Here is a 15,990-nt window from a genome sequence, read left to right on the forward strand (position 1 = left end):
TATAATAATAAGAGGTAACAATAATCTGTTACCTCTTATTATAAATTTGGGTGCAGAGATTAAAACACAACAATAGAATTAGGAAATTGTGGGGAATTTCTCCCCCACAAGGTTAATATAAAGTAAAAGTTATATTAACCTGAATAATTAAATATCCATTATTTGGTATGAGTAAATAAGATATTTACGCTCTAATAATACGTGACTTGGTAATATCATTGTTACGATCACTAGCCCGATTAAAGAATATTTTTTCATTTCCTCTTGCACTCCGATAAAGATAGAGGCAAAATCAAATTGTGTGTTTTTGAGTCCGCCTCGGTTAATATAAATATATTTTCCGGGGCTTTTCTCTTTCTGGTGCTTGCGATATGCTTGAACCAGATTGATCCAAGCACCCGCGCAGAGAATAACAAAATAATCATGGGGCACAACACATTTATTAGCAATAATAAAGCTATCGATTTCTTCTGGTTATTTTAAATAATTAATTCGTTAATTACTTTTAATAAAAATAGAGTCTCGATATTTTATATCGAGGCTCTTTGGTTTTAAAGTTAAGAATTTGGCTTAACTAAATTAATAACAATTGGTGTTGCTTGTATTGTCGTCGTAGTGATAAGCGTATTATTATTCTGATGCTTAATCACAATACCAGATTGAGGTGCCGTTAATTTCCATATTCCTTTTACAGTAACAATACTGCTTGTAGGTTTAGACTCTGCCGTGAGCCATTTTCGAGAATAAATGCTTACCTCAACTTGATCACCATTATTATCAACTTGATCATCCTCAACGCCTTGATATAGATTTAAATCTGGGTTAACAATACTTAATGTTAATTGCTGATTTTGTGTTTTAGCCATAACCATAACAGGTGCATTACTGGATAATAGTATTGCATCAGATAAGTTTAATTGAGAAGGTTCAAAAAAAGCATATCCCTCTTCTTGAGTTATTTTGTCTTTTACCGCATGAAGTTGATTATTATGTTGTAATATAGTGTATTCAGGGGCTTTATTATCTTGTGATCCAATTGCTATTGCATACTCATAATTTGCATTACTAGGCGCGTTACCATGAGAAATAACGGCTGTTGCAAATAATTGTTCTGTTGGTTTTGAATTTCTATCATCAAGCGAATGTTGTTTTTGATAACTAAATTTTACAGTTTGTCCTTTAGTGAGCTTATATAGATTTCCAGCAGGATCAACTAATGTATCTGCATTATTTAAAGTTAATTGAGTATCTAATTGATTCACCTTTTTGCCATTAATTATCACTGACTGTAATTTAGGAACGGCAAACTGGAATAGTGTTGTTTCGGTTATATGTTGTTTATCGTCATTTTCAATACCAGAACCTAAAGCAATAACTCTATTATCAAATAAGAAATAGGATTTATTAGCTCTTAAGCTTTGTTGTTGATATTTACTGTGACCATGTAATTTCATGGCAAACATACTGTTATTATTAAGCGTATTTGCACCAGAGTAACTTTCGGTTGAAAGCAACATTTCTTCAATACCAGCAGCAGGTAATTGATTAAGTTTTGCTTTAAGTTCGTTATAGGGAAGGTGAATAGTTGTCGTACCTGGATATCTATTCCAATCCCATCCAGCATGGCTAAATCCTGATTGAGTTAAATCAGCCGGAATAATTTCCAATTGTCCATATTGTAAATAACGGCCATAACGGTTGTTATTTTCATAGCTTTCATTACCAACAAGATAACGACTAAAACCGCGAGCTATGGCGAGCCAGCTTTGTTGAGGTGATTGAGTTGATGCTCTACGTTGTATTGCCATTGATGCATAATTCATTGCCCATGCACCAACTGGTTCACTTTCAGCTTTAATACCTTCAAAATACGTTTTGTTGTCTAATTTTGCATAAGCGGCGGATAATGTGGTATCTAACTTTTGTTTACCATCAGGAGTTCCTGCTAATGCCATCCATTTAAATGGAGCTATCCCTATTTTATGCAATCCAGTTGGATGACGACCGCTTAATACCACAGGAATTTGAGTCTCTTTGGTGTAGATCCGCATTTTTAACAAAACATCTTTTAAACGCTCATGTGCTGAAGTAGATAAGCGAAAAGGTGAATCACTTAACGCATAAACACTGGGTGCTAAACCACCAAATGCATCTTTCGCATAAGCAGGATAATGTTGTGAATGATGGAAAATAGAACCATCAGATTTGAAACCGCCAGCAACACCTTTTGAACTTAGTATTGTTTTATTTAACCAACTTTGCAGTTGTGCTAAGGTTTGTTGCCGTTGTTGATAATCAGGTAGCATCAATAAGCTTTTTATCATCCATTGCAATTGAGTATTGAGAATATCGACATTTGCATCAACGATTTCATTGTCTTTTTCAAAAATTCGCCCTGTAGCGCTGTACCACATCATAGCCTGTTGAGTGGGGGCTAAAAGGTTATTTTTTGCAAGAATATGACGACCAATAAACCATGCATCAAAAAGTTCTCTGGTTTGATAACCAACATGAGTAATAATTTGATAACCACTACCGCGTGCAAAACCTTGTTCAAGAACGTAACGAGTGCCTAATAAATAGAGATCTTCTAATTTTTTCCTATTAATTTCTGATAATGAATTACTACGCAGGTAAATAGCAGTTTGAAGAAGTGTTTTTCCTACATCTCTTAGCATATTGGTATCAAGTAATGCTTTTTTAGTCTCTTCACTAAATACACCTTCGACTTTCATAAAATTCTGTCGGTTAGGGTGATCAAGTGCTCTTCCTGTGATTGATCCATCAGCGTGTTGCGTTAATCCTAATTTTTCCCACAATGCTAAATGTTTATCTAGCATATCTGTAGTGATTTTCTTATCACTATTGATCCCTTGATAATGCTCAAAACGCTGATAAATCGAAGCCATTTCTATTTGATCATCGCGAAATTTAGTATCAAAGTTTAAAGTGGGGTAGTGAGCTTGAAACATCTGATCGTACATCAATAACGCACTCCAGTTTTTACTAACCATCGTGTTTACTGCGTTATTTACATATGGTGTTTGATAATCAGGAACTGCCCAACGATTGTCTAACGGTACGCTCATGATAATTTGATCAAAAAAGAGTGTTCCAGCTTGGTTTGGGGCGGTGATCACCAATTGCTCAAATCGACCTATCGCTGAGCCTTGCATATCACGAAAAGGAACAGCAATACCTCGCCATCCCGTAAAATTAAGTTGAACATTAAAACTTAGTGCAATTTTATTATTTTGCTTAAATTGTAACGTTAATGGGGAAGATTGAGGTTTTTCATTATAAATCCACATCATAAAAGTGAGTGGAGTTGCTGTATTTTTATCATCTTGGTAATTAACAATATTATTTAGCGTTAATGTTGCTTGTGGTTGATATTGCCATTTGAGAGATTGTTCACCATCTTTAGCATGCTGTTTGCTCAGCGATAATTGATTATTATTTGAAGTGGTAAGGGTGTTAGGTAGTGCATTTTCAAAAAGATAAATATCACCGAAAGTATCATGAGAAAGAGAAGGTAATGCTTGTGCGGATAATGATAAACAGAAGCTTAATGTAACCGCGTGAGCTAAAGGGTTTTTTATTAGCATAATCAAATTTCCTGCAGATAAAAAAGGAACGCAAAAGCGTTCCTTTTAATTAAATCAAGGGAGTGGTGAGAGTTTGATTTCTTGTGGAATACCAAAGTAGCTGGTAAAAGTCAGCTCAGTGTCATCCCCTGAAACGTTATATTTCACTTTGCTATTTTTATCAGCAGATAGCCATTTGCCATTAACCGTGACATTAATGGTGACAGGGGTAGCTGCTTTTTGGCGAGTCATATTTAAATCAGGTGTAACGGCACTGACAACAAGTGTATCTTTTTGTCGATGAGCCATTACAATCGCGGGTTTATCAACTTTTTTGATCCACTTATCTTCAATTGAAGCAGACTGATAAAAAGCATATCCCGTTACATTACTGAGTTTATCGAGAACAATATGAACGTCTTTATCCTTACGCAGAACCTGATATAGCCCATTATTTTCATGGAGTTTTTGTGCCATTTCTCTCATTTTTTCAGGCGTTGCATCTAAAAAGACCATATACTCATAACTGGAATTTATAGGTTGAACGCTGTGATCAATCCATGCTGAACTGAAGTTTCCTTCTGTCGGTTGGCGATTTTTATTTTCTGCCGAAATTTGGTGCTGGCGACTGACATTTATTTTTTCAGCTTGAGTGATTAAATAACCATTACCATTACTATCAATTAACCAATCACCTTGTTTAAGTGTTGTTTGGTAAGGAACGGCTTCGATTTTTTGCCCATTAATCCAAATGGTATTTAATGTTGGAGTAATGGCATGTTGGAATAAGGTGGTTTCAACATTTTTATTGTTATCACTACTGTTTATATTGCTACCAATAAAAATTAAGTGATTATCAGCGGCTAATACACTTTTTTTTGCAGTGAAGTTAGGATCAAAACGCTCAAGGTTGGCAGGATAAATAAGATCGAATGCCATCATGCCATATTTGCCTTCAAGGGCAGATGTTCCACTAAATCCACGTTCTCCTCGCTGCATTAGGGTATGAGGCTTAGGACTGTCTAATTCTTTAAGAGGAAGATGGATCGTCGTCGCTCCTGGCATTCGATTCCAATCCCAACCTTCTTGCTGATAGCCCTGCGAAAGTTGCAAACCATTACTCACTATTTGAGCGACACCATGACTTTGATAACGACCATAACGGTTATCTTTATTATAAATTTCAGATGACCAAACATTGGTGTTATAAGCTTTCAGTGTCACCATTTTATCTTGCCAACGATGAATACCAAAAGCCCCGCCATTAAAGGCATAGAAACCTTGAGGCAAAGCCGCTGGTACAATATCTTCTCCAAAAATAGCACTCGATTCGTTTTGTGTTTTATCACTTATTGCAAGATAAATAGACGCGAGTGTTTTATCTGGGGAGGGGGTAGCAGACATGGCAAGCCAGTAGTAACCTTGAGCAACTGATTTTAACGACGGTGAGTTAAAAGGGTGTCTTCCAGCAAGAGGTAACCCAACCTCTGGATTACTGTAGATCCACGCTGAAACCATCGCTTTTTTCAAGTTATTCCAACCACTTTCACCTACTGAAAATGGTGTGCCACGTAGCAAATAAATTAACTGAGAGGCATTTTTAAAGGCGGGGAAAGAGTAACCCGGATAGTTACCTTCATGTCGCCACGCAGTGCCATCAGGACGTAAACCATCCTTACCCCCCGGTGGAACTTGAGTTAATGCGCCAGTGATGTAATGGCTGAAGGTATTAACTAGGTTAATACGTTTTTGATCATCAGGCTCTAGCAGTAATAAGGCTAAGTGTTGACGAGACAGGGTATTGAAATAGTCTAAGTCAGAGCTATCTGCACCCACTTTCATATCAAAACTACTTTTAAACTCTCGTGAATACCACAATAACGAATCATAAACTTGAGTTTGTAATTTTGCCTCCTTTAGCGCATCAGACATTAATAATGTGGAAATATACCACCAACGAGAACTGTATCCCCAGTGATGAGTTGTGACTAATGCACTTCCTTTAACAAAGCCTTGATCTAATAAGTGTTTTGTCATTAATAAGTACATCTGCTTTAGCTGAGCCTTTTGTGTAGGATCTTTTTCCAGTACATAAGCACGGCTAATATTAAACATCAATGTTGTGTAATTACCCAAAATAACATAATTATCAAATAGTTGTTTATCTTGAGGGTTAAGACTTTCTGGTTGATAAATAATAGTTTGTTTATCTGTGATCAGGTGTCGCCCTTGTATTCCGCCATTCTCTAACGTGTGAATATTGAGTGCATCAAAATCACTTTTTAATTTACTAATATTTTCTTCTAATGCGAGATTTGTCTCTTTTTCACCGCCAACAAACTCATTTATCAAACGTTGGCGAATAAGATCAATAGCGGCTAAGTTTTCAGGCGTCACCGGTAACTGAGGTTGTACGTTATGAAACTGAATCTCGGGTTCTGATAAGCGAGTGTTTACTTGATAATCAGACCATTGATAACGAGCATCATCGATAGAAAACATAATACGATCGATATAGATTTCGCCTTGACCTACATTAGAAGGTGCTTTAAAGCGAATGCTATCGATATTAGCGCCTAAAGAGCGCCCAATGCTGTCTTGAGTACCATCAGATGAGGTATTCATTGCATTTAAAGTCATTTCACGATTTTCAAGATCGTTATTTAAAGAGACCCCCACTGCACGCCAACCAGTGAAATTTAGTTTTACTTTAAACCCAGCCTGAGCTTCACTGATTGAATTGAGTTTTTCCCCAAAATCGATAGTGAGATAACCATCAATGGGTTTTTCGTTATAAAGCCAAAATGAAAAAACGGGTGTAGATGCACGTCCCCATGCTTTAGATGCTTCTTTATCAGTAGGTACAATCAACGTTTTATGTAAAGTAAAGCTACTGCCACCTTTCCATTTCCACAAAAGAGATTGGCTCCCCATAATGCTACGCTTATCAGATAACGTCAGTGTTGAATTTTTATCTGATGAGAAGTCCGATAATGGGTTATTTTGCGTAAAATGATAGATTTCTGACTGCATCAGATTTTTAGGATCAAATGCAGGATTGCTGGTGGCTGCCATCGCGTTATAAGGGGCTGATAATAGCCCCAATGTCATTGCAAGTGCAGTAAAACGAAATATCGGCATTATTTTTCTCCTTAGAAACGCTGGCTAACAGTGAAACCAATGCGTCCTTCATTAAATTTGTCATAACGCTGATAGCCCATCGTTGTGCCTAAATTTAATGATTGAGTGATATCGAGATTTGCACCTAATTCCGCACTAATAATGTCACCACCAACAGTATTTCCTTTAATATCAAAGGTGCCTCCTCCAGTATTAAAATAAGTCAAGCTGTGGCGCTGATTAATACTATTGTCACCTGCGATATCTTTGATATAACGAAGATTAAGGGATGGGGTTAATTTTCCATAAGCAGTCTGATAGCTATTCCATACAGCAACAGAGCCACCTAATTGATTAACAGCATAGCGTTGGCCGTAAGTACGCATAGATAAGGCTGAGCCTGTTTCTTCCCAAGAATCAATATTGAGCCATTGATATTGATAAGTCAGCATCGGTTTAATATGGATGAAATCAAAATCAAAATAGGTTCCAGCATTAATCTGATAACCTAATTGCACACCAGAATAATCACCTTTTGCTTTGGTATTTCCTTCCCATCCAGTATTACCACCAATATCTCGCTCACTATCGACTGTGTAATAACCAATATTTAGATTACCGCTTAGGAATAATGTGTCACTATACCAACCTGTGTAAGGCATAAATTCAAAATGGCTAATTTCTTTGCTTGCGTTACGTTGTTTCGCGTCAGCCTTTGCGTAGTTATAAGCAAAAGAAACACCAATAAGAGCATCTTGATTAATTTCGTAATCAGTACCGATTTGAATACCAGTACGATAAGTGTTGTAACCGTTAATTCCACCTTGATTACTTTGTGTACCATAACCGTACAATATATTGGCCCAACTATTCCAGCCAGCTTCTCTTTCTTCAATTGGCAATTGATTATCATAGCGTAAATAGCGATGTGTAATATTATTGCGCATATCTTCAACCATGATTAATCCTGCTTGAATATCACTGCCATCAGCAATAGGGGCTAAATCATTTGATAATATGGCTATATTATTATCGTCATTTCCAGCAGCAACTAATAAACTCAAAGCTTCATCTGAAATTTGACTACGTGTATTATTAAATTCATTTAAAACAGTTGGAATAATAAAATTAGCTGCCACTAATCCATTTTCATTGACGCCACCACGTTCAGCTGCACTAATAAAGTTATTACCACCTTCGTAGCTAATACCATAACGTGCAACTAATTGATTACCACTAACACCACCGCTAATATTAGGCGGTGTAGTCTCTAACCATGAGTCTGTTTTTTCTAATAAAGGAGATACATCTGGTGCAATGGCATTGGCGTCAGTAACCGTAATTCCAGCTTCATCTTTAATCGCTGAATTGGAAGAAATCAAAACAATATCTTTGTTTATAATGTTATCGACACTGGTGCCTTTAAAATCCAATTTGGCTTGGCTGCCTTTTTTAAAAGTGACATCACCGTCAACATGAAGAATGGTTTCATCAGTATTGGTATTATCATCGAGACGGAAAATTAACTGGCTATTTTCCTTATTCATGAAATTACCTTCCCAATGAATCGTTTTATCTTTTCCTTGGATAGTTAAATTGCCATGGTTTTCAATTAATGGAACACCCGTGATTTTATATCCATCAAATAAGGCATTTTGAGCCCCACCTTGATATGCAAAGTTTATTTTAGTATCTGTGTGACTATTTCCTAATATATCGCCGTGGATCTCACCATTTACATCACTTCTAAAACCTGTTTTTAGTGTTCTAAAATCAATGGCTGCGGTTTTTCCACGAATAATGGCACCGTCTCTTACATAAACGCCAGTACCTCGTTTAGGAAAATCGCCTTCAACCAATATGGCTGTGCCATTTTCACTGGTTACGTTAGCGCCATTTAAGTTGATATTACTGCTAAAAGAAGCACCTTGATTTATCTTGATGGCACTTGCACCATCACCAGTAACAGTAATATTTTTTGTAATTGCTTGAGCTTTATATTCTGTTGATGAGCTATTAAATACAACGCCATCACCTTGAGAAATAGTGACATCTTTATTTATTTGTGCCGTATTACCGTCATTAACATTAACCGTCTCACAGATATTTAAAGTGGGATCACATTCTGTCGCCCATGCCGAACCATAAATAGCTGATAAAATAGCAGCGCTCAAAAATAACAATTTTTTATTTTTCACAATATAACTCCATGAACAATTATATGATTTTAATTATTAGAATGTTGCTCTGAATGAAACTTTGAAATAATCCTGAGTCGATTTACTACCATCATTTTTATTTTCAACTCGTTCATTATAATATTCCGTCATGACTCGCCATTGAGGTGATATTTGATAAGCCATTTGTAGGGTATAACGTGTCATATCTTTTTCGATATAAACGCCTTTATTTGTTCTATCTTCTATTTTTCCAAAAATAGATTTACGCATTGATGGAGAAACAATTAATCCTATTGGTGTTGTCCAGTTCACATACATACGTAATTGTTGATTATGGTTTGTTTCTTTTGTGTCGTATTCTTCATGTCGTATTGCTTGCTTACCACCATCAAAATAAGCGACAGTAGTGTTAATATTAGGGGTGACAAAATAACGTAGACCAGGTTCAATTTCCCAGCCTAAGTAATCCGTATTTGTGACGCCATTACTACGTTTGTCTTCTTTTTTTTGTAAGCCAAATAAAACGCTACCCGTTAAAACCCAATCTTTATTAATTGGAAATTGGTAATTAGTTTTTGATTCATAAAAATCAATAGTTAAGCGACTACCGTTATCATAGTTAGTGAGATCTTGACGTACTTTTAAACCAGGTTGGATCCAACCATTGTTTAGTTTAAAACGATAGCTACCTTGTAAATCATAACGTTGATAGCGATTTTTGTTATCATGTTCACGCTGACGAAAACCAACATCGAAATACCAATTAGATTTTTCTGGGTTAATATTAAAATCAACACGATAACCAGCATAGTTATTGGGTGTATCGTAATCAGCTGTTTCCCAAGAAAACATTGCGTTGACATTAGCTGCCTGAGAATGAAAAGAAGTTAAACCTAAGCCAAGAAGAGGTAAGAAAAGAGCAATACGAAGTTTGTTCATGGTATATATCCAATTCTTTATTCGCTTTTATGAATGTCAATTTTTAGGTGTAGGACGTTTTTCCTTTTATTTTATTAAAAGGATTTTTTATATAAGCGAATTGGGTTTATATATAGCGCCATAAAATTATGGCGCAGATATTTTTATTATTTTTCTTTACATGTCGATATTGTTTTATTTAATTTATTAGTTGTTGCCGTAATAAATTCAGAGGCGCGCCAAGAATCTCCTGTTTTTTCCAACCAAGGGGTTAATTCTTCTTTAATTAATTTCTCAATTAAAGCCATATTGTCTTTGGCGATATTTTTCATTTGATAAGGATCATTCACATTGTCATATAAGGTATATTTCAATGGTTGACCATCTTGTCTATCGATAACCAGTGTATGAGTTTTGGTTCTGACACCTCGTTTACCAAATGAAGGTTCTCCATAAGGAATAAAAAGATAAAGCTGTGAGTTTGCTGTGTCGCCTTTACCTGTGACCACTCGGTCTGAAAGATCACTCCCTTCGACGGAATCAGGTATCCATTCGGATAAGCCAAGTAGCCCTAAGATAGTTGGGTAAATATCAGGAGCTGACATTAGTGCATCATCAGAGCCTGGTTTAATTTTACCCGGTAAACGAAACATCATAGGAACACGCATGGATTCTTCATAAGGATTATTTTTTGTTGCCTGCCCATTTGCCCCTAAGCAACTGCCATGATCAGAGAAGAAAACAACGAGAGTATTATCGGCAAGACCTTGTTTTTCTAATTCATCAACGATGCGACCAAATTGCTCATCAACACCGTTGACCATTGCCATATATTCTTTGAAATATTGAGGCCCGTAGCCTTCTTGATATTCACTTTCCCATTGTACGTTCGGGCGAGTGTTGAGCTCTTTAGACGTTTTACCTTGATAAGCATCGAGATATTTCTTCGGTACTTGGTCATAAGGCGAATGAGGTGGGTTCATTGAAACAACTAATGCAAATGATTTGGAATTATCTCTAAATTGATTATTTTCATTTTTGAGAAATTTGATAGCCATATCAGCTTCATGTTCAGGCCCCCATTGATCAATGTAAATTGGTTTATCACGAGGTGTATCGTTTGCCCAATACATAGGTTTTAAATGTAAATCGTAGGTACCATAAGAATACCAAAAGTCAAAACCATGGCGTCTATCAGGAGCTGCCCATTCATTCCAATAACGGCCTTCCATTGGATTATTGTAACTTTCAATAAATGGTTCGTAAGGCGCATCAAGATGCCATTTGCCAATATAGCCTGTGCTGTAATCAAGAGATTTTAAAACATCAGACCAACATTTTGCATAAGGAGATAAATCAATACCTACTTTGCCACCATAATCATGCGCATTTCCTGTAATGCCATTGCGAACAGGATATTGTCCAGTCATAAACATGCCACGGAAAGGAGAACAAAGAGGGTAATTTGAAGCCATTTGTGTCATTACTTTGGCTTGCTTCGCAAATTTATTCAGATTTGGTGTAATTGAGGGATCTTCTCCCATAAACTGCAACGCGTGCGCGCGCATTTCATCAGGAAAAACAATTAATAAGTTAGGGGCGTTTTCCGGACGCGATCGCGTATTAGAGGTCGAGCTTCCTGAATTAGCAATAACAGGGGTAGAAACAGTCATTGCCGCACCGCTGGCTGCGAGCCCTTTGATAAAAGTTCTGCGGGAAACAGTCATTGCTTCCTCCTATTTTACGTTTACTTTCGAATTGGTGCCTTTTATCTTATTTATACTTTTGCATAAGATCAAAAAGTAAGTTAACGAAAGATCAAGAATTGAAAGGGAGATCACATAATGGTGTCAAATTATAAGCAACTTGATGGCTAAAATAGGAGTTGAAATATTGTTAAGAATAGATTAACTTTTTATCAATTAATGTAATTAATTGATTTATAATCATATTTGTTGTTTTGTGATGATGGTTGCAAAAATACCTTAAAGTTTCTTTTTCTAGCTAGAAAGTTGGATAACAGAAAGTATAAGTCTTTTTCTTTCGTTTGTTTTCATTATCCTTTAATGACCCACCAAGATGTTCCTTTAAACTCAATGTTTTTAACTATCTTCATGCCTAATTTTTGATGTGCTTTTAGTGATCGAATATTATTACCGTTAACAAACGCGATAGGATGTCCGCCATATAAAGCGCAGATATGTTGGTAGAGGTCGCTTAATAGTGATTTTCCTCGATGTGATTTATCAATACAGACAGGACCATAAAACCAATTATTTTGTGTTATTTCTGGAAAGCGTCGATTAATTTCTTGAGCAATAGGCGGAATTGAAAAAGAGGTGACAGGGAAGCTGAAAACCACCGCAACGATATTTTCTTGATTAAGTGCAACAATAGTATTTGTACTACTTTGATACATTGCCTCAACTTTGTTTTTGGGATATTCACCATATAATCCGCCTTGTTGAGATTCTGAATTTGCCTGTAATAATGTTGCTACTGTACTGATATCTTTAGACGTCATTTTTCTAAATATATAATCCATTTTTTATTCCTTTTTATGCTAAATTATAATATTAACATATAAAAAATAGTTTATAATATAAAGATACATCAATAATACTAAAGGTAAATTTATTAATTTAAGAGTGGATATTTAAAGTTGACTATCTACAAAATCTCTTTTTGAAAGAAATGTAACAAAAGCAGCAATAGAATATATTTATTACTGCTTAATTAATAAAATGATCTTTATTTTTTATTTATAGAAAATAGGAGTGATTAGAAACCATAGGCTAATCCGCCACCGATAATGATTTCTTGTTCACTATTTATTGACGAATTTATTCTAAATGCAATATCGTTATTCGGTTTATATTGTATTCCTCCAGCAAAAGCCGTACCAGTTCGGTAATTACTAATACCAATTCCGCCACTTAAGGTGTGATGGCTAAGATAAGGAATATTGGTCATTGCAACAGATGAAGCAATACCTGCAAATACTTTCTTTTCTAATGCAATGATTTTTTTATCTAAATTTGCAATTGAGTCTGTGATTTCAGCTTGTCTTTTCCGGTAATAATGATCAAAATTATTAACATGAGTTTTGAGATCACCGATATCTGTACTGACACTTCTTTTTAGCTGATTGATGGTGTTATTTGTTGTTATTCTGTTTTTATCTACCATTTTCTTAGTTTGGATAAGATTAACGGCATCTGTATTATTTTTACCATCACTAATATTAACTAATCGAGACGTCTGGTTATTTTCAGTGTTACCAAATGAAACCGTATTTTCTTCGGTTGCTAATGCATTATGACCAATAGCAATAGAGTGTGTATTTTTAGCTTGACTATTGACTCCTATTGCAATTGAACCATTACCTGAGGCATCACTATTATCACCTAATGAAATACTAGGGATATTAACGATAATAGGTATTTCTTCTTTTTCTTTTGTTGAGTTTACATTTGAATAAGAAATTGAAGGAAATAATAGGAAGAATAAAAATAACTTTTTAAATAACATTTAATTTAACCCTTTGAAAGGAATTCTTGGCGTAAATCAATGCTAAATGATTGTTTTTTTCATCACAAATAAAATATTATGAAATTACTCTTAAAAATAGTTTTAAATAAAATTATATGTTGTTTAATATATAATTGGCTATTTTAAAAATATTCTATTAAATAAAATTATATTTGATAAGTTATTAAATAAAAAACTGCATCTTCATTAAAATGCAGTTTTGGATAAATGTTAACTAATGTTTTTTTCTAAAGGCAAAAGCAACAGAAATCGCTTGCAGCAAACACATTGTTGATGTTTGAGAGCGAAAGGTTTTTATTTGAGCTTCTTTTACCGTTAAACAAACGTCACTCAAACTCGCCAATGGACTAATAGGACTGTCTGTAACAATAATTTGTTTAGCTTCTTTATATGTTGCCATTTCGCACATTTTTTGCATTTCATCTGAGTATGGGTGGAAATGAATGCCAAAAAGTACATCCCGATGTGTAATATTTCTCAATTGCTCTTTGTACATTCCTCCTAAACTGTTTACAAAGACAGTTTCACAAGGAATGTGCGAGAGAGCATGAAAAAAATAGCTCGCAGCACTGAATGAATGATGAAATCCACAAATATAAATTGTTTCAGCTTGTTCGAGTAATTGTAATGTCTTATTTAACATTTCTCTGTGAGTCTGATTTGTCAATTGTTGCAATGAATGGCTATTTGCTTGCGCAAATTCTTGCAAAATATAGGCAGGCTCATTCAGATTAGGTGGTTCCTCTTTATATTTCTGTTTATAAGTTAAATTTTCATTTTCATTTACCATTTCATTCATCAAATGATGTTGAAATAATTGTTTCATTTCATTAAAACCATTGAAATGAAATGCATTGGCAAAACGAATTAATGTCGATGGAGGAACATTTGCTTTATCTGCAAGGATTGCAATTGTATCAAATGCCACACTGTTTTTATTATCAAGTAGATAATGTGCAACCTGCTGTAGCCTTTTACTTAATCCATTATAGCGGGAGCGAACTTGTTCCTGTAGTTCATTCAGATTTGTTGCAGTAGACATAGTGCCCTCAATAAAAATACTACTGTAATTGTAGTATTTTTTGAGTCGGAATTGAATGTTTTTAGCTAATAGTAATTAAAATGAAATATAGAGTTAATTCAAAGTAAATGAACAACCTAAAGGTAATTATTTGATGTTTAAAACTCTATTTTATTTATTCTTTATTAGTTTTATTATCACTTATCGAAATTAATTTTCTTTATTTTAAATTAAATGAAATTATTATTTCACTTCATTAAGGTAGGGGCTATAACAATATCATTTTTATTTTGTCGATTTTGTTTTATTTAACCTATCTCATTTTAAATTATTGCCAATTTAATTTATGGTGTTATTTTTTGTTATTATTGTTACTGTTTTTTTGAAGTTGAAGTTTTTTAATATCTTTGTGCGCAATGATTGATATTCATAATACAACACTTGTTTTATTTGTTAATGATAGTAATTTATCACTATCTTAATTTAAATATACTTTTGTTGGTTGAAATTTTTATATGCAAAACGATCATTCGTGGATTAATTTATTAATGCACTATTTTCATGATCACTACTCAGAAATGATGCCTATTATTTTTTTTGTATGTATTGTGGGGATTATTTTTGGTGTTGTACGTGAAATGCGTTGGTTATCTGTTTTTTTTACTATACCTTTAATTATTATTGTATTTTGTTTAATTAGTTCTAATTTAGGATAAGTAAGATATATCATTGTTATGAAGGTTGAACAAAAGTTGTATTGACCTTACTTTTAGGTATTACTTTCTCTTATATTTTCTCCTTTTATTGAACGTTATAAATCAGCAACGTATTTATTCTATTTTGCCCATAAGCTATTTTTCAACAATACTATTGATTAGATAATCAACTAAGTGACTAATAAGAGCTTATTACTTATTGATTATTATTGATAAAGATAAGCAAATTATTTGTTGAATTATGGACTAACATTTTATTTCCAATACACTAAACTAGATAACATTATTTTAATGAATTAGAAACTATTGGGTTTTTATTATGCAATGGCGAAATAACACCTCTCGCTACGGGCACTTGTCACTCCTTTTGCATTGGGGATCAGCACTTACTGTTTATGGTATGTTTGCTTTAGGACTGTGGATGGTGACGTTAGGTTATTATGATAGTTGGTATCATTCAGCACCTGAAATACATAAAAGTATCGGTATTCTTTTATTTATTATCCTGATAGTGCGCGTGATATGGCGTTGGATATCACCACCACCCAAAGTATTAGCAAGCTACAGTAAATTCACTCGCATTAGTGCCCACATCGCGCACATGCTCTTATATTTAATTTTATTTTCCATTCTCATTAGTGGTTATTTAATTTCCACTGCTGATGGTCAAGCTATATCTGTATTTGAATGGTTCTCTGTACCCGCTATTTTTACAGGGGAAGCCGAACAAGCAGATTTAGCAGGCGATATTCATCTTTATTTAGCATGGTCAGTTGTTTTGTTATCACTATTACATGCGGCTGGTGCCTTAAAACATCATTTTATTGATAAAGATGTAACGTTAAAACGCATGCTAGGAATGCGAACTAAATAATTAAATTTATAAAACAAGATTA

9 protein-coding genes are annotated in these 15,990 nt (G+C 34.5%); 1 reads left to right on the forward strand and 8 read right to left on the reverse strand.

Translation table 11 applies throughout. The features are described from left to right. Nucleotides 1–557: 557 nt before the first annotated feature. The 8 genes from JEP40_RS16700 to JEP40_RS16735 all read right to left on the reverse strand — a co-directional run bounded on the left by JEP40_RS16700 (nt 558) and on the right by JEP40_RS16735 (nt 14,399). Entirely contained in the window at nt 558–3,608 is a 3,051-nt protein-coding gene (locus JEP40_RS16700; protein WP_198624468.1) for a chondroitinase family polysaccharide lyase, read from the reverse strand. A gap of 54 nt (nt 3,609–3,662) precedes the next feature. Next, nucleotides 3,663–6,728 carry a chondroitinase family polysaccharide lyase gene (locus JEP40_RS16705; RefSeq protein ID WP_198624469.1) on the reverse strand — a complete coding sequence of 1,022 codons (3,066 nt, stop codon included), beginning with the start codon at nt 6,726–6,728 and terminating at the stop codon, nt 3,663–3,665. A gap of 11 nt (nt 6,729–6,739) precedes the next feature. Continuing rightward, a complete protein-coding gene (locus JEP40_RS16710) occupies nt 6,740–8,905 on the reverse strand; it encodes an autotransporter domain-containing protein (protein ID WP_198624470.1) in 2,166 nt (721 codons plus the stop codon). A 36-nt stretch (nt 8,906–8,941) separates the two neighbouring features. Beyond that, nucleotides 8,942–9,826 carry an OmpG porin family protein gene (locus JEP40_RS16715; RefSeq protein ID WP_198624471.1) on the reverse strand — a complete coding sequence of 295 codons (885 nt, stop codon included), beginning with the start codon at nt 9,824–9,826 and terminating at the stop codon, nt 8,942–8,944. A 146-nt stretch (nt 9,827–9,972) separates the two neighbouring features. Beyond that, nucleotides 9,973–11,532 (reverse strand): sulfatase-like hydrolase/transferase, encoded by a 1,560-nt coding sequence (locus JEP40_RS16720; RefSeq protein WP_198624472.1) that lies wholly within the window; start codon nt 11,530–11,532, stop codon nt 9,973–9,975. Between the two features lie 329 nt (nt 11,533–11,861). Further along, nucleotides 11,862–12,350 (reverse strand): N-acetyltransferase, encoded by a 489-nt coding sequence (locus JEP40_RS16725; protein ID WP_198624473.1) that lies wholly within the window; start codon nt 12,348–12,350, stop codon nt 11,862–11,864. Nucleotides 12,351–12,586: 236 nt separating this feature from the next. Continuing rightward, nucleotides 12,587–13,336 (reverse strand): hemagglutinin, encoded by a 750-nt coding sequence (locus JEP40_RS16730; RefSeq protein ID WP_198624474.1) that lies wholly within the window; start codon nt 13,334–13,336, stop codon nt 12,587–12,589. Nucleotides 13,337–13,571: 235 nt separating this feature from the next. Next, nucleotides 13,572–14,399 carry a MurR/RpiR family transcriptional regulator gene (locus tag JEP40_RS16735; RefSeq protein WP_198624475.1) on the reverse strand — a complete coding sequence of 276 codons (828 nt, stop codon included), beginning with the start codon at nt 14,397–14,399 and terminating at the stop codon, nt 13,572–13,574. 1,014 nt (nt 14,400–15,413) lie between these two features. Between JEP40_RS16735 and JEP40_RS16740 the strand changes: the two genes are divergently transcribed. Then, entirely contained in the window at nt 15,414–15,968 is a 555-nt protein-coding gene (locus JEP40_RS16740) for a cytochrome b (protein ID WP_198624476.1), read from the forward strand. Nucleotides 15,969–15,990 lie beyond the last annotated feature (22 nt).

It is taken from the genome of Proteus vulgaris, from assembly GCF_016239305.1.
In the GTDB taxonomy this organism is placed as follows: Bacteria; Pseudomonadota; Gammaproteobacteria; order Enterobacterales; family Enterobacteriaceae; genus Proteus; species Proteus vulgaris_C.

Bases quoted from the DNA above. Each gene is read 5' to 3' on its own strand.
- JEP40_RS16700 (WP_198624468.1), bottom strand. From the start codon at position 3,608: ATGCTAATAAAAAACCCTTTAGCTCACGCGGTTACATTAAGCTTCTGT.
- JEP40_RS16705 (WP_198624469.1), bottom strand. From the start codon at position 6,728: ATGCCGATATTTCGTTTTACTGCACTTGCAATGACATTGGGGCTATTA.
- JEP40_RS16715 (WP_198624471.1), bottom strand. From the start codon at position 9,826: ATGAACAAACTTCGTATTGCTCTTTTCTTACCTCTTCTTGGCTTAGGT.
- JEP40_RS16720 (WP_198624472.1), bottom strand. From the start codon at position 11,532: ATGACTGTTTCCCGCAGAACTTTTATCAAAGGGCTCGCAGCCAGCGGT.
- JEP40_RS16725 (WP_198624473.1), bottom strand. From the start codon at position 12,350: ATGGATTATATATTTAGAAAAATGACGTCTAAAGATATCAGTACAGTA.
- JEP40_RS16730 (WP_198624474.1), bottom strand. From the start codon at position 13,336: ATGTTATTTAAAAAGTTATTTTTATTCTTCCTATTATTTCCTTCAATT.
- JEP40_RS16735 (WP_198624475.1), bottom strand. From the start codon at position 14,399: ATGTCTACTGCAACAAATCTGAATGAACTACAGGAACAAGTTCGCTCC.
- JEP40_RS16740 (WP_198624476.1), top strand. From the start codon at position 15,414: ATGCAATGGCGAAATAACACCTCTCGCTACGGGCACTTGTCACTCCTT.